Here is a 22,429-nt window from a genome sequence, read left to right as displayed (position 1 = left end):
TAATTAATGATAGCGAATCCACGAAAAAATGTCAATGTTATCACATTTATCTATTACCCTTTAAAAAAAAATAAATTTTTTTCTTGACATTTAAAATATTCCGTGTATAATAAATCTTGTAACGAAAGCAAAGGCGCTTCGGATTTATCCGAGGTGCCTTTTTTTATTTATAATAAATAGAAAACAGGAGGAATTCAATATGAAATCAATTCCAGAACTTTATGGAAGTAAAGTATTTAATGACAAAATCATGAGAGCAAAGTTGCCAAAGGATACCTATAAGGCACTCAGAAAGACAATTCAAAACGGCACTCATCTTGAGTTGGATGTTGCAAATGCCGTTGCTGTTGCAATGAAAGAGTGGGCAATTGAGCAAGGTGCTACTCACTATACTCATTGGTTCCAGCCATTGACGGGTAAGACAGCTGAAAAACATGATAGCTTTATCACACCTATTGGAGACGGCGAAGTAATTATGGAATTCTCTGGTAAGGAGCTTGTCAAGGGAGAGCCTGACGCTTCAAGTTTTCCTTCTGGCGGACTTAGAGCTACATTTGAGGCAAGGGGTTATACTTCATGGGATCCAACTTCACCTGCATTTATCAAAGAAGGCACCCTGTGTATCCCTACAGCATTTTGCTCTTACAGCGGCGAGGCACTAGATAAGAAAACTCCTCTTCTCAGGTCTATGGACGCACTTAGCAAAGAAGCCACTAAAATACTTAATCTTCTTGGTCAGACTGAAGTAAAGCGCGTAAATACAACAGTTGGTTCCGAGCAGGAATATTTTCTTATTGATAAAAAACAATATGAATCACGTAAAGACCTTGTATTCACCGGTCGTACACTTATCGGAGCAATGTCACCAAAGGGACAGGAAATGAATGACCACTACTTCGGAACACTTCGTCCAAGAGTAGTTGATTATATGCATGATTTGGATGAAGAATTATGGAAGCTTGGTATTCCATCAAAAACAAAACACAACGAGGTTGCCCCTGCACAGCACGAAATGGCTCCGGTATTTGATACCGCAAATGTGGCAGTAGATCACAACCAGCTTACAATGGAAGTCATGAAAAAGGTAGCTAACAAGCATGGTCTTACCTGCCTTCTTCATGAAAAACCATTTGACGGAATCAATGGTTCAGGAAAACACAATAACTGGTCTATGATAACAGACACCGGCATCAATCTTCTTGAACCTGGAAAAACTCCATCTGAAAATATTCAATTTTTGATTGTATTGATGGCTATTATTAAAGCAGTTGATGAGTATGCTGATCTCCTTAGAATCAGTGTTGCCAGTCCCGGAAACGACCACAGACTCGGAGCTAATGAGGCACCTCCTGCAATCATCTCCATCTTCCTTGGAGAGGAATTAACAAAGGTATTGGATGCTATTGAGCACGATGAAATCCTTGGTAAGCAGAAGATGATTCAGATGGAAACGGGCGCAACTGTTCTTCCTCATTTCTTCAAGGATAATACGGACAGAAACCGTACTTCACCTTTTGCATTCACAGGAAATAAATTTGAGTTCAGAAGCCTTGGCTCAGAGCTTTCTGTGTCAGGTCCAAACGTTGTTCTCAACACAGCTGTTGCAGAATCTCTTAAACAGTTTTATGAAGAGTTGAAAGATGTATCAAAGGATGAACTTGATGAGGCAGTACATGAACTCATCAAGCGTTGTCTCAAAAATCACAAAAGAGTTATCTTCAATGGCAACGGTTATACAGACGAATGGGTAAAGGAAGCCGAAAGCAGGGGGCTTTACAACCTTCCATCAACTGTTGATGCTCTTCCTCACTTCATCGATCCAAAGAATGTTGAATTATTCACTTCTCACGGAATATTTACGGAGACAGAGCTTAACTCACGTCTTGAAATCTTACTTGAAAACTATGAAAAGACACTTCATATTGAAGCATTAGCTATGGATGAAATAGTCCGCAAAGACTTCTTGCCGGCAACACTCAAGTACGCAGAAAAGCTTTCTGACACCTTAAAGAGTCAGAAAGAATTACTTGGAAAACCTGGACAGAATACACTTGATATGTATTCTGATTTAACTAAAAAACAAGAATCAATTCTCAGTCTTGTCAATGAATTAACTGCCAAGACCAAAGAAGCTGAGCAGTATGCTGATGACCCTCTCAAATCATCACGCTACTATCATGATACAGTTCTCCCATTGATGGATGAGCTTAGAAGCGTGGTTGATGCCACAGAAATACTTATCCCTGAAGAACTGCTTCCTTATGCTACTTATGATCAGTTATTATTTACAGTATAATTAGTTTATAGTGTTAGGAGCAAAGATAATCATATGGATAAGTTAAAAGAAGAATGTGGCGTATTTGGCGCTTATTCTATAAATAATAACAATGTTAACAACTACATTTATATGGGACTCATGTCGCTTCAACACAGAGGTCAGGAGTCTGCTGGTATTGCAATATGCGATACTAGCGGACCCCTTGGCAATATCTGTCATCACAAGGACATGGGGCTTGTAAATGAGGTATTTGATCAGGAAATCCTAGAAAACCTTTCTGGCAATCTCGGTGTAGGACATGTTCGCTATTCCACGTCAGGCGCAAGCAATGCTGTAAATGCTCAACCCCTAGTAATGAAGTATTACAAGGGAACTCTTGCAATGGCTCATAATGGCAACATAATTAACGCAGACAATTTAAAACATGAATTGGAAAAAGAAGGCAGTATCTTCCACACCACAACGGATTCGGAAGTTATTGCTTGTCTTCTTGCCAAAAATAGAACCAAAGTTTCTTGTGTAGAAGAAGCTATACAGATAGTAGCGAGTCAAATAATAGGAGGTTATGCTCTCATAATTACTAGTCCGCGAAAGCTTATAGGAGTTAGAGATCCCCTTGGACTCAAACCCCTATGTCTAGGCAAGAAAAATGACTGCTACTTTTTATCTTCTGAATCCTGTGCTATTAAAAGTATTGGTGGAGAGTTTATACGAGATATAGAACCCGGTGAAATAATAACCATTACAAAAGACAGCATAAATAGCGATTACTCATTAGTCTCAGAAAAAAGAGCTCATTGTATATTTGAATATATTTATTTTTCAAGATTAGATTCAGTTATTGATGGAATATCTGTTTATGATGCTAGAATTAATGGTGGTAGAGCTCTTGCCAAATCCTACCCTGTTGAGGCGGATCTCGTGACAGGTGTTCCAGACTCAGGACTCGCCGCTGCAATTGGCTATTCCAAAGAAAGCGGCATACCATTTTCACTAGTTTTTCACAAGAACACATATGTGGGCAGAACATTTATCCAGCCTACACAAGAGGAACGAGAAACAGCAGTAAAAACTAAACTCAGTATATTAGATGCTGCTGTCAAAGGCAAAAGAATCGTCTTAATCGATGATTCCATCGTGCGAGGCACTACTATTGCCTCTCTAATTAAGCACCTAAAAGAAGCCGGTGCAAAGGAAGTACATGTGCGAATCAGCTCACCGCCTTTCTTATATCCATGCTTCTATGGGACAGATGTTCCAAGCAGCAGCGAACTTATCGCTCATAAATATACTACTGATGAAATTCGAAAGCATATTGGAGCTGATTCTCTGGGATATATGAAAATTGAAGATTTTGATCAAATGACAGGAGATTTGCCTCTCTGTAAAGCATGCTTCTGTAACGATTATCCGTTATAGAATCTTTGATATCGTATTCTGTCAATGTTCCCTACAAATATCAGATTTTACAAACTCCCAGCTATCTACGACAACTGGGAGTTTTAATATCTTAATTAAATTGTAATATCGAATAATTAATTCTTTTCACACCAAGAACTAACTTCCTTTTTGTAATTAACAGCTCTATTATTTACAAAGTTCTTAAGTTTCTGAACATGATTATCAAACTCGCTTCTTGGATAATTAGAGCTTGTTCCATAGAACCTATCAAAGAACTTCTCCATAAGTGGTTTGTATAATTTGGCATAATTATCTATATCTGCAAGACACTCATCCACTTTAAAGTTCACATCACAGATTTCATCAACTGTTTGCATAAACTTGGTCTGGAATTTCTCATTGCGCATAGCATTGGCAAAAAGTCCGTCTTTTCCAAGTGTATTGGTAAATGTCTTATCAGTTGGGCCACCTGAACCATAGAGATCCATAGACTGCTCTGTATCATAAAGCATATATCTCCACTTACCATCTGCATATGGATTTTCCGGATCAACCTCTCTTGCACGGAAGATCTCATAATTCTTCTCTAAGTTCCAATCCTGATTTGCTATATAAAGCTCTGTTGCATAGTAATCTGCAAAACTATCAATATCCATGATATTGCAGAATTCATCAAATACAGCATCATCCTTCATATCCTTCTTAGAGCTGTCTGCATACTCCATAAGTTGATCATATAGAGCCTGATCTTCATCATTTCCTTCGTCAAGTTCAGCTTCCTTGTATATGACAACATTTTTACTGTCTATTCCGTAAGTTTCCTCGACAGATGAATCACTATATTTCACTCCCATATTATACAATCCCCAATACTCTCCATTGAGGAAAAGAACAACAGGAGTACAAGCCTGTGTCGCATAAGCGCGATTCTTTACTCTGTTCTGAATATATATATCTTGGAACTTAGTATACTCTGTATCATTTCCACCATTTCTAATCATAAATCTCTTGTACTTCTTAATCTGCTTTCCATCTTTATCAAGATCTCCAGGGATAAGTGGATACTTGAGATTCTTCTGACCATATTCTTCTTTCATGTATACATTGAAACTTCTCTGAGTATACATTCTACTCGCTCCACCGTGAAGTCTGATTCCGGCTGGTACATTGAATTCAGCACTTCTTGTAGCTGGATCAATATACTCTACATTAGCTGGTCTCTCCCAGTCCTTGCCTTTCTGTGTATAATTACCTTGATAATTATAATATTGTTTAAACCATCCGTTAGTCATATTTTTGCCTTCATCAGTTTTTATCCACTCATCATACTTGTTACCAAGGACATAGATACCGATTTCCGGATCAAGAAGATTTTTAGGATCAGTTACAAGGGATATAACCTTCGCTCCTGGATATTGCTTTTCCAGATCGTTTCCAACAAAGTAGCTGTTGGTAACAACCTTACTTGCCGTTCCATCATCTGCGATTGCAACTGCTCTGATCACAGTACACTTAGGCACTTCACTCACCTTAGGAACGTATCCATAATCACTTCCCGGCAATGCCATCTTCTTGACATTCTCAGATGAACACAAAACGTTGGCAAAATTATTTCTATCTATAACCTGGATTGTTCCATCATACTTAATAGAGTCTTTTGTTGGAACTGATCCATCAGTTGTATAGTAGATTGTTGTTCCCTCCTGTGATGCCAGTTGAAGTTCAAAAGCTCCTCCGTATGCTCCACTGTCATATGTGAAAAATGGTTCCTGAACTGCTTCCCCTGCCTGATATGTCTCAATCTCAGGAATTTCCTTTGGCTCCGGAACTGGATAAATTGGTGGCGCAATCGTAGGCACTGGTGTAACTGTTGGTGTAACTGTTGGTGCCGCTGTTACCACTGGTGGTTTAGTTGCAACAGGTCCTGAAGTTACCACTGGTTCAGCACTTACAACAGGACTTGGAACCTCACTTGCCACTGCACTTGGTGCCAATGAACTAATAGGTGGTGTTGTGAGAACAGGTGGTGTATGAACCGGCGCCTTTGTTGTTGCCGCCGATGCCACGACAGCTACAGCTGCCTTCGCTGTAGCTGTAGACTTTGCCTTTGTCTCCTTGTTCGCTACAACTTTTACTACACATTTTAACTTCTTCTTAACACCCTTTATCTTTGCTTTAATTGTAACCTTTCCAGCTTTTTTTGCTGTAATCATTACTTTCGTCTTGCCCTTTTTCTTGAGCTTTACGATTCCTTTTTTACTTAATTTCCACTTGACTTTCTTCTTAGTTCCTTTGACCTTGATAACCTTTTTCTGTGAAACCTTTAAAGTTATCTTGGTTTTGCTTAACTTCAACTTTGCTGCTGCATCCACAGGTGTTGTTGGCACAAAAGATATTGTCCCAGCAGCAAGCGCTAACCCGAGCACCCCACTAATAATCCTATGCTTCCTCATTTAGCATACCTCCATATTGTAAAATATTTTGCGCCCCTTGGGCGCCATTTTATTTAAATACAGCAATCAATATTGGTATCAAGAATGTAATTGCCATAAATAAAACATTGATAAAAGCGGCTACAAACCCCATAACAGCTCGCTTTATTCCGTCATCAATTTTGATAACAATAGCATTTTTTATCCATTCTACTACAAACAATACAACATATATGGTATTTAACATCACTCCCTTTAGACCTTCGAATTCTCTCAGGTTGATTCCCACAATTAGAAGAATCATGGTGCAAATCACATAGAATATTATATTGACTTTTTCTTTGGTTATCTTCATCATGATTGCGTTGGCAATACAAAGAACACCAAATACCATAATGTAGAATGCATACATCTCAAGCGGCTTATCTGAAAAAAGCTGCTTTACAATACCTATTATAACTATCAAGGCTCCAATAAGAAATCTATATAACGGAGTCAACTTGTCTTCCCATGTATTAAATCTCATTTATTCTTCCTATCTCAGGCTTGTATTTTTACCCAAGGCGCCTGAACCTACGGGCTATATATGGTTCAAAAGTTCTCTTATATTTCTGATTCCCACAAGCTTTATATCGCTGTTTTTTAGCTGACCGGACTTCTGAATATTTTCTAGATTTGTCATCGGCATGATGCACTGCTTAAAACCGGATTTGGCTGCCTCCACTACTCTCTTCTCGCACTGAGTTACAGCCCTTACTTCACCTACAAGACCAACTTCACCGAATATAACCATATCATCCGGAATTGCCTTTCCCTTAAAACTCGATACTACTGCTGCCACAATACCGAGATCCATAGCTGGTTCCGTGATTCTGAGGCCGCCTGCCACATTTACATATATATCATACGATGAAAGCTGCATTCCAAGTCTTTTCTCCACAACCGCGAGGAGAAGGTTTACTCTATTATAATCAGTTCCAGCTGCCGTCCTTCTCGGAACATTGAAGTAGGTATTGCACGCAAGTGCCTGGACTTCAATCACAAAAGACCTAGTTCCCTCGATGGCACAAGCCACAACGGATCCCGGTTCTCCTACCGGTTTACCCTGCATCATATACTCTGAAGGATTCGGAACTTCAACCAGTCCCATCTCTCTCATCTCAAACACGCCTATCTCATTGGTCGAACCAAATCTGTTCTTAACTGCGCGAAGAATGCGATATGACGCCGAAGGATCACCCTCAAAATATAAAACATTGTCAACCATATGCTCAAGCATTCTAGGCCCGGCCACATTTCCCTCCTTGGTAACGTGACCAACTATAAAAATGCTGATTGAGTTTTTCTTTGCAATCCTAAGCAAAACCGCTGTGATCTCTCGAACTTGGCTCACGCTGCCTGGAGCAGCATCTATGTTTTCCTCATACATAGTTTGGATGGAATCCACGATCACAACCTCGGGTTCAAGTTTTTCGATTGCCATCTCGACTGCGGTCATATTGGTTTCAGACAGCAAAAATAAAGAGTCCGAAAACTCTCCTATCCTGTCACCACGCATCTTTATCTGTTTGAGCGACTCCTCACCTGAAGCATATAAAACCTTCTTACCTTCTTTTGATAAGTTTCTACACATCTGCAATAGCAATGTGGATTTTCCGATTCCCGGATCTCCACCAACCAAAACCAGCGAACCGGCAACTATACCGCCGCCCAATACACGATCAAGCTCCGCCATTCCCGTTCCTGTTCTGACTTCTTTCTCCGTGGTTATATCCTTATATCTAGTCGGAGTAACATCACCGACTTTGACAGATGTCTTCACACTCTTCCCTGCAACAATTCGCTCTGAGGGTGCTTCTTCCAAAGTATTCCAAGCCTTACATGCCGGACACTGTCCCTGCCACTTGCTAGTCTCATTGCCACATTCTTTGCAATAAAAAATCACTTTTGATTTTGCCATATTTTATTAACTCCCATGCTAAGTTTTCCCACACAAAATAGCAACGGTGCCAAGACAGCACCGCTACTATCATCTAACTTGTTCTTTTAATTAATCACACTTACTAACCTTGATATCAGCTTTCTTGCCTTCATCTAACTCTATACTTACATTGAGCTTTCCACCTAAGTTTGTCTTCATCTTTCCAAGTGAAGATCCATCAAGAGAAACTTCATATTCCTGTGAAGGCTCTAATTCAAGCGTAAATCCCAAATCCTTAGCAGCCTCTACTGAAAAAGAAACTGTGTTTCCATCATCTGAATAGTTAGTAACTGTACTTCCCGGTACTGATTCATAAACAAATAGACCGTTCTTCTCAAGCTTTGTAATCTCATTGAAGGTTTTTACCTTGTATATATCCCCTTCATACTTGAAATCCGACTTCTTAGTCTTGGAATCCAACAAGTAGTTTCCAAAGCTGAGTGTACCATCTGCTTCCTTACGAATCAATTCCTCTACAACGGCCATCTTTTTGCCCTCCTTGATCACCTTTTGTTTATGTATTGATTATATCAAATCTAGAACAATAATTCCACACATTTTGAGAAAATTATTTGCTCTTTTTGACTAAAATCTTATCTTCTTCCAGCGCCAAGCGAATATTGTCGCCCATAACAACATTCTTGTTAACTATTTCTTCAGCGATGCAATCCTCGATATCATGCTGTATAGCTCTTCTCAATGGACGTGCACCATAGTCCTTGTCAAATCCCTTGTCCGCTATATATTCAACCACTTTCTTCGGAATAGTGATATTGATCTGCAGCTGTTCCTTCACGCGCTTCTTAAAGTTATCCAAAAGCAGCTTAGCGATCTGACCAATCTCATCCTTCGTTAACATCTGGAATACTATGATGTCGTCGACACGATTGAGAAACTCCGGCTTAAATATATGCTTAACTTCTTCCATTACTCCGTCTTTCATGCGCTTGTGGTTTTCCTCACGACTCTCGTTTGTGACAAACCCAAGTGTCTTAGGCGCGATAATGCGATTTGCACCCGCATTACTCGTCATAATGATAATAGTATTCTTAAAGTCAACAGTTTTACCGTGAGAATCCGTCACCTGACCATCCTCCAAAATCTGTAGCAAAACATTGAATACGTCCGGGTGAGCCTTCTCAATCTCATCAAAGAGGATAACCGAATATGGCTTATTTCTCACCTTCTCAGTTAACTGTCCACCATCATCATATCCAACATATCCCGGTGGAGAACCGATAATCTTAGCTGCACTGTGCTTCTCCATATACTCGGACATATCAACTCGTATGATATCCTTCTCATCGCCAAATACAGCTTCTGCCAACGCCTTAGATAACTCCGTCTTACCAACACCCGTCGGTCCGAGGAATAAAAATGATCCGATAGGGCGCTTTGCATCCTTAAGCCCGACACGTCCTCGTCTGACCGCTCTGGAAACTGCATCAACAGCCTCTTCCTGACCAATAACTCTCTTGTGGAGAGTTTTCTCAAGTTCAGCCAGTCGCTTGGTCTCAGTTTTTTCCAATCTACTGACGGGAATATTGGTTTTTCTCGCCACCATCTCCTGGATATGCCTTTCCTCTAGGACTATTTTTCTCTGGTTGGTACGCTTCTCCTGACGAAGAATGGCGCGCTTTTTCTTCTGGTTCACCTTGTCCTGGAGTTCTCTGAGCTCAACTGCGTAGTCCAGGTCCCCTTCCTTCAGGGCTCTCTCAAGCTCACCTTGGTATTCTTCGAGAGCCACATCGCACTCCTCGATATCCTTGTCCTTTTTCAATGCACTCAGAAGTCTCAATCTGGCTGATGCCTCATCTATAAGGTCAATTGCCTTATCCGGCAAAAATCTATCACTTATATATCTGTCGGATAGCTTAGCAGCTGCTTCTATCGCCTCATCACTGATAGACAATCCGTGAAATTCTTCGTATTTGTCCTTAAGCCCTCTCAACATCGCCACAGTTTCAGGAACACTAGGTTCATCTATACTTATCTGCTGAAAACGACGTTCGAGCGCTGCATCCTTTTCAAGGTACTTGCGGTACTCTTCACGGGTTGTGGCACCTATGACCTGAAGCTCACCTCTGGCTAGCGCAGGCTTCAAGATATTGGATGCATCGATGGACCCCTCTGCGCCACCGGCACCTATAACTGTATGCAACTCATCGATAAATAGAATGACATTTCCATCATCTATAGCCTCTTTGATAGAATCCTTGATTCGCTGTTCAAACTCGCCTCTGTACTTTGCCCCAGCTACCATACCTGTGAGATCAAGGCTCACGATTCTCTTTTTCTTGACACTCTCCGGAACATTTCCCTCTACGAGTCTAAGTGCAAGTCCCTCAGCAAGGGCAGTCTTACCCACACCTGGATCTCCTACCAAACATGGATTGTTCTTCTTGCGTCTGCTAAGAGTTTCAATCATGCTATCAAGCTCTTCTTGTCTTCCATAAACCGGATCGATATCTCCCGCAAGGGCGAGCTCGTTTAGATCAGTTCCATACTCCTTGAGCATGGTATGTTTGTTTTTCTTTTTCTTCTTTTTCTTCGCGGAAGAGTACTCCGCAATAGCCGCATTATCGTCTATTCCGATGGTTTTATTGGCATCAAGATATGCCTTCCTGACATCAATTCCACACTGCTGTAACATAACTGTTCCGGTGCAATTCTTATTGAGAAGAAGAGCGATTAGAAGGTGTTCTGTTCCAACCTTCTTGTCCTTATTGGACTTAGCTATTCTCTCTGCATGCTCAACTACTTCCTTAAATCTTGGAGATGGTTCAAGCTGTTCATCCGGCTGACATCGTCCCATGGACTCAAATATCATATCCAGAACTTTCTCCTTGTCCCCTCCGTTTTCAACTAATATCCTGGCGGCAACTCCCCTGGTGCTAATCAAGGCAAATGCCAGATGAGTTGTGTCAATAGTTGCTGTATTAAATTTGGCTGCAACCTCGTTAGTCCGCATCAATACTTTCTCTGCGACCTTTGTATATTCTATACTCAATGTATTTCCTCCTAAAAATCTGTGTCATCTAACTCGCGTTTTCCCTTCCCCACTCGCTTCTTTATTATCATATTTATGAGCGTGATTACTAGGACGAGAACTAGGATTACGAGTCCTACAATTATAGCATATAATGTGGTATTCGTAAAGATAGTTTTCTGTTGCTCCTGAATCCCTTTGTTTACTTTTTCTGTCATGGTTCCCGTGTATCTCTGGAGAGTTTTTTCCTGCCTATCAAACTGATATAGCGTAGGTTCGCCCCCCTCATACTTCAAATACATGAGAAGATAATTATTTCCAAGATCATTCTCCATGGTATATGCCGTAACACTTCTTCCATCAAGCTCAATATTGGTCTTGACATATCCCGAAGGAAGGATATCCTCGTCGGTAACTGATACCACTTCGAACTGATATTGATTCTTTACATATACTTTTCCTGCCTTTTCTATGACAGTAAACTCTATATTTTTCGCCCCCGCTTCCTTTATCTTGCGGATTTCCGTGTCATTCTCTGACTCCTTAATTATGTCAAATTCGAAAACTCTCTTTTCTCCGGACTGTGACTTAACTATCATTTTCTGATGATTTACTCCCGGAGCTAATTCCGTATTTCCCTTAAATGACACTGTAGCTTTGGACTGTGCCGTCTCATAATTGAGATATAGGTAATCCGTATTACAATCTACAGTAACATTGTAATGATTAGTATTATTGTTAAACTTTGGCGTCATTGACACGCAGTTTGCATGAAGATACTTGAGTTTATTATTCTTGCTCAGTTTGACCATTTTCACCTGCTGTGCCGGTACCATGGTGCTCTTGGGATTTGGCGTCTCTACTGATTCATTTACCGCCACCACTTCAACCGATGTGGTATTGGCAGACACAGACATCTTCTCCCCAGCTTCGTTGTACACATCACAATTTCCATAAAGTGAAATCTCTGTACTTCCCTTGGCATATCCCTTGAATTTAAAGGAAAATGTTTTGCGAAGCAGGCCTTCACCGCCATCATCGGACTTTACAGACAGATAACCATTTCCGCCGCTAACATTGGTGCCTCCCTCTACAAATGCCAAAACACCCGGAGTATAAGCTACCGTAAACTCTGTCTCAGTTATGGGTTCATCTGAGGTAATAGTACATATCACCGTCACTTCTTTTCCAACTTGCACCTTGGGAGCAGACATAGATAATTCTATTTTAGCCCCCTCCGCTTTAGAAATACTGCTGTCTATCGCAAATCCTGTAAGGCATATTAACATGAGTAATACCGCCTTGCAGAATATTTTACTTGAATTAAGCTTCATAAAAATCTCCTCTTTATACTACTCTCTACTGTGGTGCCGCACACGGATTTGATGGCATATTCTCATATATAGGAATTGAAAATACCAACGGCGCTTTGTCAAGATTACCCGCATAGGCATTCTTCGTCTTGAGGGCCTCTGAATTAGCTGCCTCAAGGTTGGTCATATACTGGTGAGAATACCTGTTGGTCGAAGTCACGTTGAACTTCTGAAGATATCCTGTATTCTGGCCCTTATTGATATAATTATTGCCTATATATGTAGCTCCTCCCACAAGGGATTTGTATCTATTATTCCACGGACGCATATAAGTCGACCCCTGGCTCGCCCACTTAAGGCCATTTAACGCAGGATTGCTTCCGCTTGTAGCTCCGATATTGTAGAAGTTAAATATTCCCGGATATGTGGAATTCGTTCCCGTAACAGCAATACTGGTAGTAGTAGCACTTGTTACAACTTCTTGCTTAACCCTTGATGCCAGGTGATATGGACTCACACCGGATTCCTTGGCGGCTTCCACAAATGCCTGTGCATATGTAATTGTCTTGTTGCTGCCGTTAGAATCTGTATAACTAAAGCTCTTTCCGCCAAACGGAGTATTCTGTATAACCTTGGCGATACCATCCGCTGTTTGATACTGTGGCTGATATCCCAGAAGCTCGAACTGGAACACACTCTGTATAGTCAAGAAGTTGCGGGGATCCATGTAATACTTGATAGCGGCATCACTGGCCTGAACCCAAGTTGAACCGTCAAATACAATCCACTTTCCTGTTGATGCATCGTAAGCCCCCTCGGCTTTTGACTTCCACGCCTCACTCTTGCCATTTGAAACAAGATTCATCCCCAGTTTTGACTCAGCTTTTATAGCATCCGCCCAGGTAATCCCCGTCTTAAATCCCTTGAACTCCCAGTAAGGATAGGATTCATGGAGCTTTCGAAGACTATCCTTGTAAGAATCCGGGAAGCCCTGATCCTTCATGGACTTTTCAAACTGTGCAGATGTAAGGGCTGTCACCTTTACTTTCTTAGTGACTTTGAGCTTTACAAGCTTTATATACTTCGCCTTGCAGTACCCTTTTCTGGTCTTATTCTTGTAGGTAAATGAAATCCTATACCACAGCGTCTTTCCCACAAATTTTGCCTTTATCACCTTTACTTTGGACGATAATGGAATCTTTACAATCTTTTTCTTGATCTTATAATACGCACTCTTCGATCCGGCTTTCTTCCTGATATTGAGGTTTTTCTTTACAGTGATAACCTGGCCGTTAGCCGAATTTCCAAGATTCATGTTGACCTTAGTGCTTTTGACATAAGCCTTGTGATATTTCTTGTTATACTTAAACTTTACCCTGAACCACTTGACTGTGCCAACAGTTTTCTCGCCTATTATCTTGGCAGAACTCCCCTTTACAAGGGTCACTTTCTTCTTTCCAACTTTGTAATCCTTGCCCCCGGCTGTCTTCTTTGGAACAACTTTTCCTCTCAAAGTCACCGGAACATTTATCTTCACATACGAAACCTCAGTCTTGTAAATAGTCGCAGAGCTTCCGCCACTTGGCTCCGCCGGGTCCACTTCACTATTGGAGCTTCCCGAACTCTGGATACTTATATATGCCGAAGAAACATATCCCGTTTTCCCGGAATATGTCACCTTGTACCAGGTCACGCCATTTGAATCCGTACCTGCATTTTTGCTGTTAATTGTCACTGTGGCATTAGAGGGGATTGTGGTAATTACTGAGTAATCCGTTCCCACTCCCGATCTCATGTTGAGCCCACTGGCTGCAGTAACTTTTCCCTTAGTAGCAGCTTCCGTCGAAACATTGGTTACAACTACCCCAAGCACTAGGGCAAACATCGCCACGCATGCGAGAAACCTCTTCTTTAATCTACTTTTCTCCATAGTAATATATCCTTTCAAGCATATTGTCTACATCTTGCTTTTCTCTGACGAGAATGTCATCAATATCACATCCCCATCCTATATTCTTAAACCCGGCATCTTCCATGGCCTCGATTATTTCTGTATGGTCATGAACATACTGAGTATGAAGTTCGTCTGTTCTTCTGTATATATCGTCACCACATCGTTCAAAAATAGTCAGCAAATATTCATTGCACTTTGCCCCTTCATCATAGTTGTTATCCCATATACACAGATAATCTCCCTCTTCTCCCTCATCTACTCTTACTTCATCTCCCATGACATCCCTAAAGCAATGCTCTGTTTTGACATCGAATATGAATATTCCCCCGTCTTTCATATTTTCTCGCACACTTCGAAACATGTCAAGTAAATATTCCGATTTGCTCAAATAGTTTACGGAATCACAGAGGCATATCACTGCATCACTCGGACTTGGCAGGGCAAACCGGCGCATATCTTGAAGGGAAACAACACACTTTCCCTCCATGATTGCATCAGAAAGCCTCTCAGTTGCCACACTGAGCATGGACTCAGAAATATCTATTCCAACCAAGTCATAACCATGCTCTGACAGCCCCTCAAGAATCACTCCCGTTCCACATGCCAATTCGCAAACCCCCTTCACACCTCGTCCGGCGAAGAGTTTGTGGAGTTTTTCCACCCAATCGGCATAGGGAATATTTTCCATCATATCATCATATATATTGGCAAAATCCGTATATGCATTATCACTCACTTGTGTCGCTCAAACCTCCCATATCCACTACTTTTCCGAGAGAAAAAGAGTAGATCTTCTTGTCGATTTTTCTCACTCCATGGCTATTCTGAAGAGCTTTGGCATAGAGATCAATCTGAATCTGATACCTGTCAATCAATTGCTCCTCATCCTCCACCTTATCCGTCTTATAGTCAAGAAGCACTATCTTGTCGCCATCGAAGTAGTAAATATCGATGATTCCCTGTATCAGAACATTTTCCTTGCCATCTTCATCAGCCTCATAGCCATACTTCTCTATCTCGTTCATGGAAACTGAAATCACAAATGGCTGCTCTCTAAACACCTGCCCGCGCTCATTGGCCTCTATAATCTGTCTTGCCACGTCGGTCTCAAAGAATGCTAAAATCTTTCTAACACTGAGGAATTTGGCCTCTTCCTCCGTTATCATGCCCTCAGCCAACAACCTATCAATCTCTGACTTTATAATATCTCCGTCCGGCATTTTATCCAGGTTTACGTTGGCGAAGAAATGATGCCATGCATTTCCATAAACTGTACCCGACTGAGTTTTCTCCTCTGACTCCGCTATAAACTGTGGAATCCTTCGATCATCAACTTCAATCTCATAGACGTCCTCCGCGCCTTCTTCTGACGCTTCAAGGGATTTGCGTTTGATCTCGGCTACGGTGAGCTTAATAGGCGTCTCTAGGTACTCTTCTCGGTTTTTGTGGTCCATGAAGTCAAATATTCTCTCTATCTCACTATGATACTCTACGGATGTGTCAAAATTGTTAATAATCGCATTATCAATCCGATTTTCTACAACCTTTTCCACTTCTAACTCGGCGATATCATCCGAAGTCAGATTGTGAAAACGGAAGTAATCACTCTGACTCACGGCGGAAACTATCCACTCCATATAGCTCTTAGCAGTACTTCTGCCATAAAAATCAAGAGAAATACTCTTCACACGACTTCCACTTCCCACGACGATAAGCTTATCTCTAGCTCTCGTAAGGGCTACATAGAGAACCCTGAGTTCCTCAGCTAAGCTCTGATATTTTTCATTCTTCTTAAATATGCTACTGAAAACTGACTTTGTACTCACGTATCTCTCCCCATCATATATAGGCGTCAGAATTCCATAATCAAAGCTGAAAGTCATCATTCCCTCAGTATCGTTTTTCAAAAGTCGCTTCCCTGTTGCCGCCACAAAGCATATAGGAAACTCCAATCCCTTGCTCTTATGAATAGTCATTACGCGGACACTGTTCTGTCCCTCTCCGGCTATACTAGCTTCCCCGTAATCACTTTTCTGCTTTTTCACTTTCTCCACATATCGCACAAATTGATGTATGCCCTTATATGAACTCTCATCAAACTCCTCCGCCAATTCCATGAGGAGCTCCAAGTTGGCTTTCTTCTGTTCTCCCCCCGGCATAGACATCAGTATATAGTCTATTTGTGATATGTTAAATACCGTTTCCATCACTTCTGTCACGGTTTTAGTAGAGGCTATTTCTCGGAGCATCTCTAAGTCTCCCAAGAAGTCTGCAACCTTATTTACCAAGACTCTGTCAGCCGATTCGTTGGCGCTGTAGTGTCTTACAGATTCATAAAAATATTCCGATGAATTCCTCTCTCTTATAAATACCAATTCCTCGTCAGAAAAATCATAGATCGGACTCCTCATCACCGCCACCAACGGTATATCCTGAAGCGGATTATCTATAATTCTCAAAACATCCATTATGAGAGCCACTTCTCTGGTATCAAAAAAACCATTGGAATTCTCCATATAAACAGGTATTCCCCTGGACTCAAGAGCATCACAGATTGCCTTCCCATTGCTCTTGATGCTTCTGAGAAGAACCGCACAATCCCCGTATTCAGCCTTTCTATAGCTATCTCCGTCAAGCACATAAAGGGGATTCTCGCCGTTTACATACTTTTCTATCTCATCGGCGATAAGTATTCCCTCTTCTTCAATTCCCCCGTCCTCAATATAGAAAACCTCCGAAGTATCATAGGTACTCTTCCCCGAGCCGTCTTCTTGTTCTACTTCTGTAGTGCGTGGATCATCCTGCGCCTTTTCATAAAGCTCTCCGTAATAGAGTTTTGCCACGTCATCGTACTCAATATCCCCAAAATCTCTGTGCATGATTTTTAAGAACAAATCATTAACGCCATCAATCACGGACTTCCTGCTCCTAAAGTTCTGATTTAGCGAGATTACAACACTATTCTTGTCTTCCTCTCTTCCGTATCGGAACATTTTATCGATAAATAGGTCGGGCCTAGCGTTGCGAAACCTGTATATACTCTGCTTTACATCTCCCACAATAAACCTATTATTGTCCCTGGAAATAGCAGATATAATCTTCTCTTGAACAAAGTTGCTATCCTGGTACTCATCTACCATCAGTTCCACAAATTGGTCTTTTAACTGGAGGGCTGCATCTGACAAAGTCTCGTTCTTCTCTTCGTCTCGCTCTATGAGAATTCGAATGGCAAAATGTTCCAAGTCGTCAAAATCATGTATCCCTCTATTCGCCTTTTCCTCAGCAAATCTCCGCCCGAACTCCTCGGCAGTAGAGAGGAACACTTCCGCATATTTTCTCATCTCTTTGTGATAATCAGCTACATAAGAATTCGTAAAGAAATCATAGGAATTCGCTTCTATCACAGTGCTTTTACAGACTTCCCTACGCGCCTTAAAGTACTCTCTATACTCCTGTTCTTCTTTTTTTCTTCCAAGAGAAAGCGTATCAAACCTGCTGCTTATTTCCGCAAAGAATGACTCATAATCTCCACTCACAAATTTATCATATGCAGACTGGATTCTTTCATGCTCTTTCCTGGCGAATTTTTCAAACTTTTCATTCAAATCCGCACTATTGAGTCGAACCCAATCTCTAAGACTCTGGTATCCCTCCAAAGCCGACTTCATCATCTTATCGATTTGCCCCAGAGCCCACTGACCAATCTTACTTCCTATGATTTCATCCAATGTCTCCATTCGGCAAAATTCATACATTCTCTCGTAGAAATCCTCGGGAAATGGCTCGTTTTGAGCGCCCTCATAGAGACTATTTACACAGGCCTTAAAGGACTCATCTGCAGATTTATTGCTCTTATGAGACATCATCTCCAGGAAAGCGGAGTCGAGAGAATCGTATTTTTCTTCCACAAGCTCGTCTAATATTTCATCCTTAATCATCTCTATCTCCGCCGGCTTGGCGATTCTAGAAGATGGATCAAATCCTATTTTATAAAAATAATTCTCTATTATAAACTTGCAAAAGCTGTGAAGCGTAGTAATCTGCGCTCCCTGAACCAAGAGAATCTGGCGCTGAAGATGCTCATTTTCCGGATTTTCAACCAAAGCATCACTGATTGCCTTCTGGATTCTCTCCTTCATCTCCCCTGCAGCCGCATTGGTAAATGTTACAATCAAAAACTGATCTATATCAACGGGATTTTCCTCGCTGAGTATTCTCTCGATAATTCTCCTAACCAGTACAGCAGTCTTACCTGATCCTGCCGCCGCTGAGACAAGAACATTGTGCCCTCTATCCTCAATAACTCTTCTCTGATCATCAGTCCAGTTCATCTTCATCACCTCCGTTTCCTCTCTCTCTCTTCAATCTCTCCACCACTTCTTTATCATCTAGATTCTCCACCCTATTGGAAAATTTATCCTTATTAGACTGCTCGACCCCACATATACCATTCATAGGACAGTACTCACAGCCATCTGTCTTGCCACATCTGAGTGGATTAATTCCAATATCTCCATCAAATATCCTCTTTCCATATTGGGCGGCCTTGTTCACAGCTATGTCCATCAAATCTCTCCAGTCTTCTTCAGACAAAACCTGCGCACTGGAATCAAATCCTCCGTCAGCCTTGGTCTTAATCTTATATATATCAGAACTTTTTCTAGCTTCCAACTCCGGCCCGTCTCCAAACACATCATCGAGACTTTGGATGACATCCACACGACTGTTCGTATATCCCGAGTACATATAGCTTTTCTTCTTTTTATCTCCGATGCTCTTCTCATGCTCTTCGCTTCTCTCAAAATACTCAGAATTGTCTATTTCCAGCGAAGGCTCTTTGACATGAAAATAATACATTCCTGCCGGTGTGGGCTTCTTGTCACCGTCAATCTGGGCGCACTTTTCCATGGCCGCAGCCATATACATGACAAGCTGAAGCTTAATTCCATTATAAATATCCGACAAAGACAGATTGTGAGCCCCTGTCTTGTAATCAATAATCTTTACCAACACTTCATCAACCCTCTTACATAGGTCGATTCGGTCAATCTTTCCGGCAAAAGAGATTCTCTTGTTTTCATCAATCTCCACCTTCATACTGGCAATATTCCCGCTGGACTCAATGCTGCTCTCATAGAACTCGAGATTATAGCGTCCGCGCTTCATCTGCGCGACCATGGCCATCAGAGACTCTGTTATCATAATCTTAAATCTTCTCACCATATATTCAACCCGCTTGGATTGTGAAAACTTTTGATTCTGATATTCCTCCACTGCCTTGTCAACTTCATCCTCCACAAGGTCCACTATCTCCTGTTCCTCCAGATCTGCAAGCCCTCTATCGCTCTTCACAACATCCTCAGATACCTTTTCCAAAACCTCATGAACTATATTTCCAAAGTCCAACGCAGACACGCTATATTCTTCTCTCTCCCCTAATTTCAAACCGTATTTCAAGAAAAATGAAAAAGGACAATTAATAAATCTCTCCAGCTTTGTAATACTTTCCTGCAAATTATTTCCGTAGAGCATTTCTACCGCCCTATCAGACAATTTCATCGCCTCAACCGGCTTAAAGTGCACATGCAAAGCCCTATCAACCCAACTTCCATCAAGTTGATTTTTGTTATATCTTAGGATCTCTTTCCAAGCATTCGCTTCCTCGTCATCATGCAAAAATATTCCGTCATACAGCCCGCTGACAAAAGCCAATCGCCCTTTATCAGTGCTTATCTTGTATATATTATCATCACATTTTTCCCTGGTTATATGGGTAAACTGCTGCATAATCCTACTCAGAACGCTTGACACCTCTAAGCTCTCTCCCTTGTTATTCTTGGTACAATGGGTGAGAAAAAGTTTCTCGGAAGGTTTGGCAATATTCAAGTATATATTAAATAAATCATTTGCAAGCTTTCTATTTCCGTTAGGCGCAAGCTCGATTCCTGCTTGTTCTAATAGCTTTCTCTCTCTCATATTAATAATTCCCGGAGCTCCACCTGTCGAAGGAACGCAATCTGCCCTCAATCCCACAAAAAACAGAACCTTTACCGCCTTAAGACGGGTTCTCTTGGTATCACCCACCACCACCTGGTTTTTCTTCGGCGGAATAAACCCAATCATCTTATCACTCACACCGGCTCTTATGAGATTTGCATACTCATCAATACCTAGAATTTCATCTCCTATTAACTCCACAAGTTCATCTATTATCTCGATGATTACATTATATGCTCTCTTGTATTCATTGGCGGAAATCTTGTCACCGCTCTCCTCAAAAACCTGACTTTGATCAATCAAGCGCTCATAGCAATCTGTTCTCTCTATGAGTTCATACACGGCTCTCGAAAACTCCTCAACCGACTTCTTTCCGCCTCGCATTCCATCCACGAAGGGATTGATAGCCTCCATGAACTTTTCCCTTATCTGATTGACATATCCCTCATCAATCAGGCGAACCTTAGCGCGCCACTCTTTTCTAAATGTACTAATACCCCTTTTTCCCGTGGCGATTACATAGTTCTCCAGCACATCCGTCTCAGATCGTTCAAGCGGAGAAAGTCCACATCTCAGAAACCTAAATACACTCTCCTGATCCATATTTTTATCCACCATCTGGATTGCCGAATCCACAAACTCCGCCATCCAATTGGCATTAATATTCTTCTTATTGTCGACAAAATATCGGATCCCCATCCTGTCAAACTCGCGTATTATCTGCCTTTGATAGGCATTAATATCTCCTGCAATCACAGCAATATCCTCATATTGATACTCGCCACTTGCAACCAGCCACCATATCTTGGTGGCAACATATCTGATCTCGTCTCCCGGAGTCTCTCCAGTATATAGGCATATGCTCTCTGTCTCATCATCATAGCTTTCTCCACCATGGGCAAAAATATTCTCCTCGAGAAAAGCCAGTTCCTTATTTCCGCCATACCTTGCATCAATCGGCTTATTATCTACTTTCCACTCCGGAAGAAGCATTATTCCATTGTTGTTTGCTGACTTGATAATCCTTCTGATTGTTTCATAGCTTATACCAAAAACAGAATTCCTTCGCCTAGTTGAGTCCGTGGTAATCGTCACTATTAATGTCTCGCAAACCCTCATGAGTTCTTCGATTAATGCATACTGATTGGGCGTAAATCCCGTAAAGCCATCCAAACAAAATATCGCGTCTTTAAAATCAGGAATTCTCGTCACCAATGGCGTAAACTGATCCATCAGCTCTTCCGCCATTATAAAGGAATCTCCAAGCTTTTCATCAAACCTTCTTGAAATTAACTTAATGTCTTGGAATTTTGTCCCCAAGGCGCCCATCTTATCAAATTCATCTTCACCTATAGAATACTGCTTGAACTCGCAAAGAAGGGATTTGCACTCATCTAGAAATCCCGGTTTATTAATACCCTTTTTGAAAAAAGTTAGGTTGTCCTTCTCCTCTTCAAGTACCTTTCTCAAAAGCATAGTTTTGCCTGTATCATCTAGTATAGTCTTGGACATGGCAGGAAATTTTTCAAATCCCCTAAAAGCAAGCCTCGAAAAACTGAGGACATCTATATTGCTTATACCCTGCTCTAGATTACTCTCTCTGTTTTCTCCGCTCTTACGCACAAGTTCCTTCTGTGTTTCCAGCGTAAACTGATCCGGAACTATATAATAATAATTCTTCTCAGGATTCTTCTGAGCTTCAGACAGAACCCATCTCTGTAATTCGTATGTTTTTCCGGCACCGGAGGCACCTGTCATAATCTGTACTGCCAATTGATTCGCCCTTTCTTGTAAACATTCAATCTACCAATAACCTAAAAAGAGCAGCGAAACAATCGCTGCTCTATATTCTCTTCATAGCCCCAAAATGCCGGTTCTCGATTTTTGACTCCTAGCATTTGCTAGGTGGGCAACCTCACGTGATCTTCAGCCCTCCGTTGAAATGAAACCATTTATACCAGCAAGCTGGCAGTGACGGCCTGGCTTCCAAACACAAATATTGGAATCCCGTTTAAAGTATTGTAGGTTCAAAAATTCAAGAATTGTCGAGCATTTCAGGAAACCTAAGGTTTGTCTTTGTTGTT

12 protein-coding genes and 1 other RNA gene are annotated in these 22,429 nt (G+C 41.3%); 2 read left to right on the top strand and 11 right to left on the bottom strand.

The features are described from left to right. The first annotated feature begins 199 nt into the window (after window positions 1-199). Entirely contained in the window at window positions 200-2,296 is a 2,097-nt protein-coding gene (locus L877_RS0100490) for a glutamine synthetase III family protein (protein WP_026834417.1), read from the top strand. 33 nt (window positions 2,297-2,329) lie between these two features. Continuing rightward, window positions 2,330-3,697, top strand: a complete 1,368-nt coding sequence (gene purF, locus L877_RS0100485) for an amidophosphoribosyltransferase (RefSeq protein WP_026834416.1) — start codon at window positions 2,330-2,332, stop codon at window positions 3,695-3,697. A 116-nt stretch (window positions 3,698-3,813) separates the two neighbouring features. Here the strand turns inward: purF and L877_RS0100480 are convergent, their stop codons facing one another. The 11 genes from L877_RS0100480 to ssrS all read right to left on the bottom strand — a co-directional run bounded on the left by L877_RS0100480 (window position 3,814) and on the right by ssrS (window position 22,409). Then, window positions 3,814-6,132, bottom strand: a complete 2,319-nt coding sequence (locus L877_RS0100480; protein WP_026834415.1) for a CotH kinase family protein — start codon at window positions 6,130-6,132, stop codon at window positions 3,814-3,816. Between the two features lie 49 nt (window positions 6,133-6,181). Next, complete coding sequence (locus L877_RS0100475; protein ID WP_026834414.1) at window positions 6,182-6,637, bottom strand: hypothetical protein; 456 nt, start codon at window positions 6,635-6,637, stop codon at window positions 6,182-6,184. A 54-nt stretch (window positions 6,638-6,691) separates the two neighbouring features. Next, window positions 6,692-8,071 carry a DNA repair protein RadA gene (gene radA, locus L877_RS0100470; RefSeq protein ID WP_026834413.1) on the bottom strand — a complete coding sequence of 460 codons (1,380 nt, stop codon included), beginning with the start codon at window positions 8,069-8,071 and terminating at the stop codon, window positions 6,692-6,694. 90 nt (window positions 8,072-8,161) lie between these two features. Then, window positions 8,162-8,578, bottom strand: coding sequence for a hypothetical protein (locus tag L877_RS0100465; protein ID WP_026834412.1), 417 nt, complete (start codon window positions 8,576-8,578; stop codon window positions 8,162-8,164). Between the two features lie 82 nt (window positions 8,579-8,660). Further along, window positions 8,661-11,102, bottom strand: coding sequence for an ATP-dependent Clp protease ATP-binding subunit (locus L877_RS0100460; protein ID WP_026834411.1), 2,442 nt, complete (start codon window positions 11,100-11,102; stop codon window positions 8,661-8,663). Window positions 11,103-11,113: 11 nt separating this feature from the next. Then, on the bottom strand, window positions 11,114-12,415 hold the full coding sequence (locus tag L877_RS0100455; protein WP_026834410.1) for a cohesin domain-containing protein: 1,302 nt from the start codon (window positions 12,413-12,415) through the stop codon (window positions 11,114-11,116). A gap of 25 nt (window positions 12,416-12,440) precedes the next feature. Next, window positions 12,441-14,324, bottom strand: coding sequence for an SH3 domain-containing protein (locus L877_RS13225; protein ID WP_026834409.1), 1,884 nt, complete (start codon window positions 14,322-14,324; stop codon window positions 12,441-12,443). Next, window positions 14,311-15,084, bottom strand: coding sequence for a class I SAM-dependent DNA methyltransferase (locus tag L877_RS11585; protein WP_051437584.1), 774 nt, complete (start codon window positions 15,082-15,084; stop codon window positions 14,311-14,313). The genes L877_RS13225 and L877_RS11585 overlap by 14 nt, the downstream gene beginning before the upstream one ends. Further along, on the bottom strand, window positions 15,077-18,679 hold the full coding sequence (addA, locus tag L877_RS0100440; protein WP_026834408.1) for a helicase-exonuclease AddAB subunit AddA: 3,603 nt from the start codon (window positions 18,677-18,679) through the stop codon (window positions 15,077-15,079). Before addA ends, L877_RS11585 begins: the two co-directional genes overlap by 8 nt. Then, complete coding sequence (locus L877_RS0100435; protein WP_156922946.1) at window positions 18,666-22,118, bottom strand: PD-(D/E)XK nuclease family protein; 3,453 nt, start codon at window positions 22,116-22,118, stop codon at window positions 18,666-18,668. Before L877_RS0100435 ends, addA begins: the two co-directional genes overlap by 14 nt. Before the next feature lie 82 nt (window positions 22,119-22,200). After that, window positions 22,201-22,409: non-coding RNA, 6S RNA (gene ssrS, locus L877_RS13770), on the bottom strand. Window positions 22,410-22,429: the final 20 nt, after the last annotated feature.

It is taken from the genome of Eubacterium xylanophilum ATCC 35991 (assembly GCF_000518685.1).
Lineage (GTDB): Bacteria > Bacillota > Clostridia > Lachnospirales > Lachnospiraceae > Eubacterium_F > Eubacterium_F xylanophilum.
The sequence above is the reverse complement of the archived record's forward strand: the minus strand, read 5'-3'. Positions and strand labels throughout refer to the sequence as shown.

Bases quoted from the DNA above. Each gene is read 5' to 3' on its own strand.
- L877_RS0100490 (WP_026834417.1), top strand. From the start codon at position 200: ATGAAATCAATTCCAGAACTTTATGGAAGTAAAGTATTTAATGACAAA.
- purF (WP_026834416.1), top strand. From the start codon at position 2,330: ATGGATAAGTTAAAAGAAGAATGTGGCGTATTTGGCGCTTATTCTATA.
- L877_RS0100480 (WP_026834415.1), bottom strand. From the start codon at position 6,132: ATGAGGAAGCATAGGATTATTAGTGGGGTGCTCGGGTTAGCGCTTGCT.
- L877_RS0100475 (WP_026834414.1), bottom strand. From the start codon at position 6,637: ATGAGATTTAATACATGGGAAGACAAGTTGACTCCGTTATATAGATTT.
- radA (WP_026834413.1), bottom strand. From the start codon at position 8,071: ATGGCAAAATCAAAAGTGATTTTTTATTGCAAAGAATGTGGCAATGAG.
- L877_RS0100465 (WP_026834412.1), bottom strand. From the start codon at position 8,578: ATGGCCGTTGTAGAGGAATTGATTCGTAAGGAAGCAGATGGTACACTC.
- L877_RS0100455 (WP_026834410.1), bottom strand. From the start codon at position 12,415: ATGAAGCTTAATTCAAGTAAAATATTCTGCAAGGCGGTATTACTCATG.
- L877_RS13225 (WP_026834409.1), bottom strand. From the start codon at position 14,324: ATGGAGAAAAGTAGATTAAAGAAGAGGTTTCTCGCATGCGTGGCGATG.
- addA (WP_026834408.1), bottom strand. From the start codon at position 18,679: ATGAACTGGACTGATGATCAGAGAAGAGTTATTGAGGATAGAGGGCAC.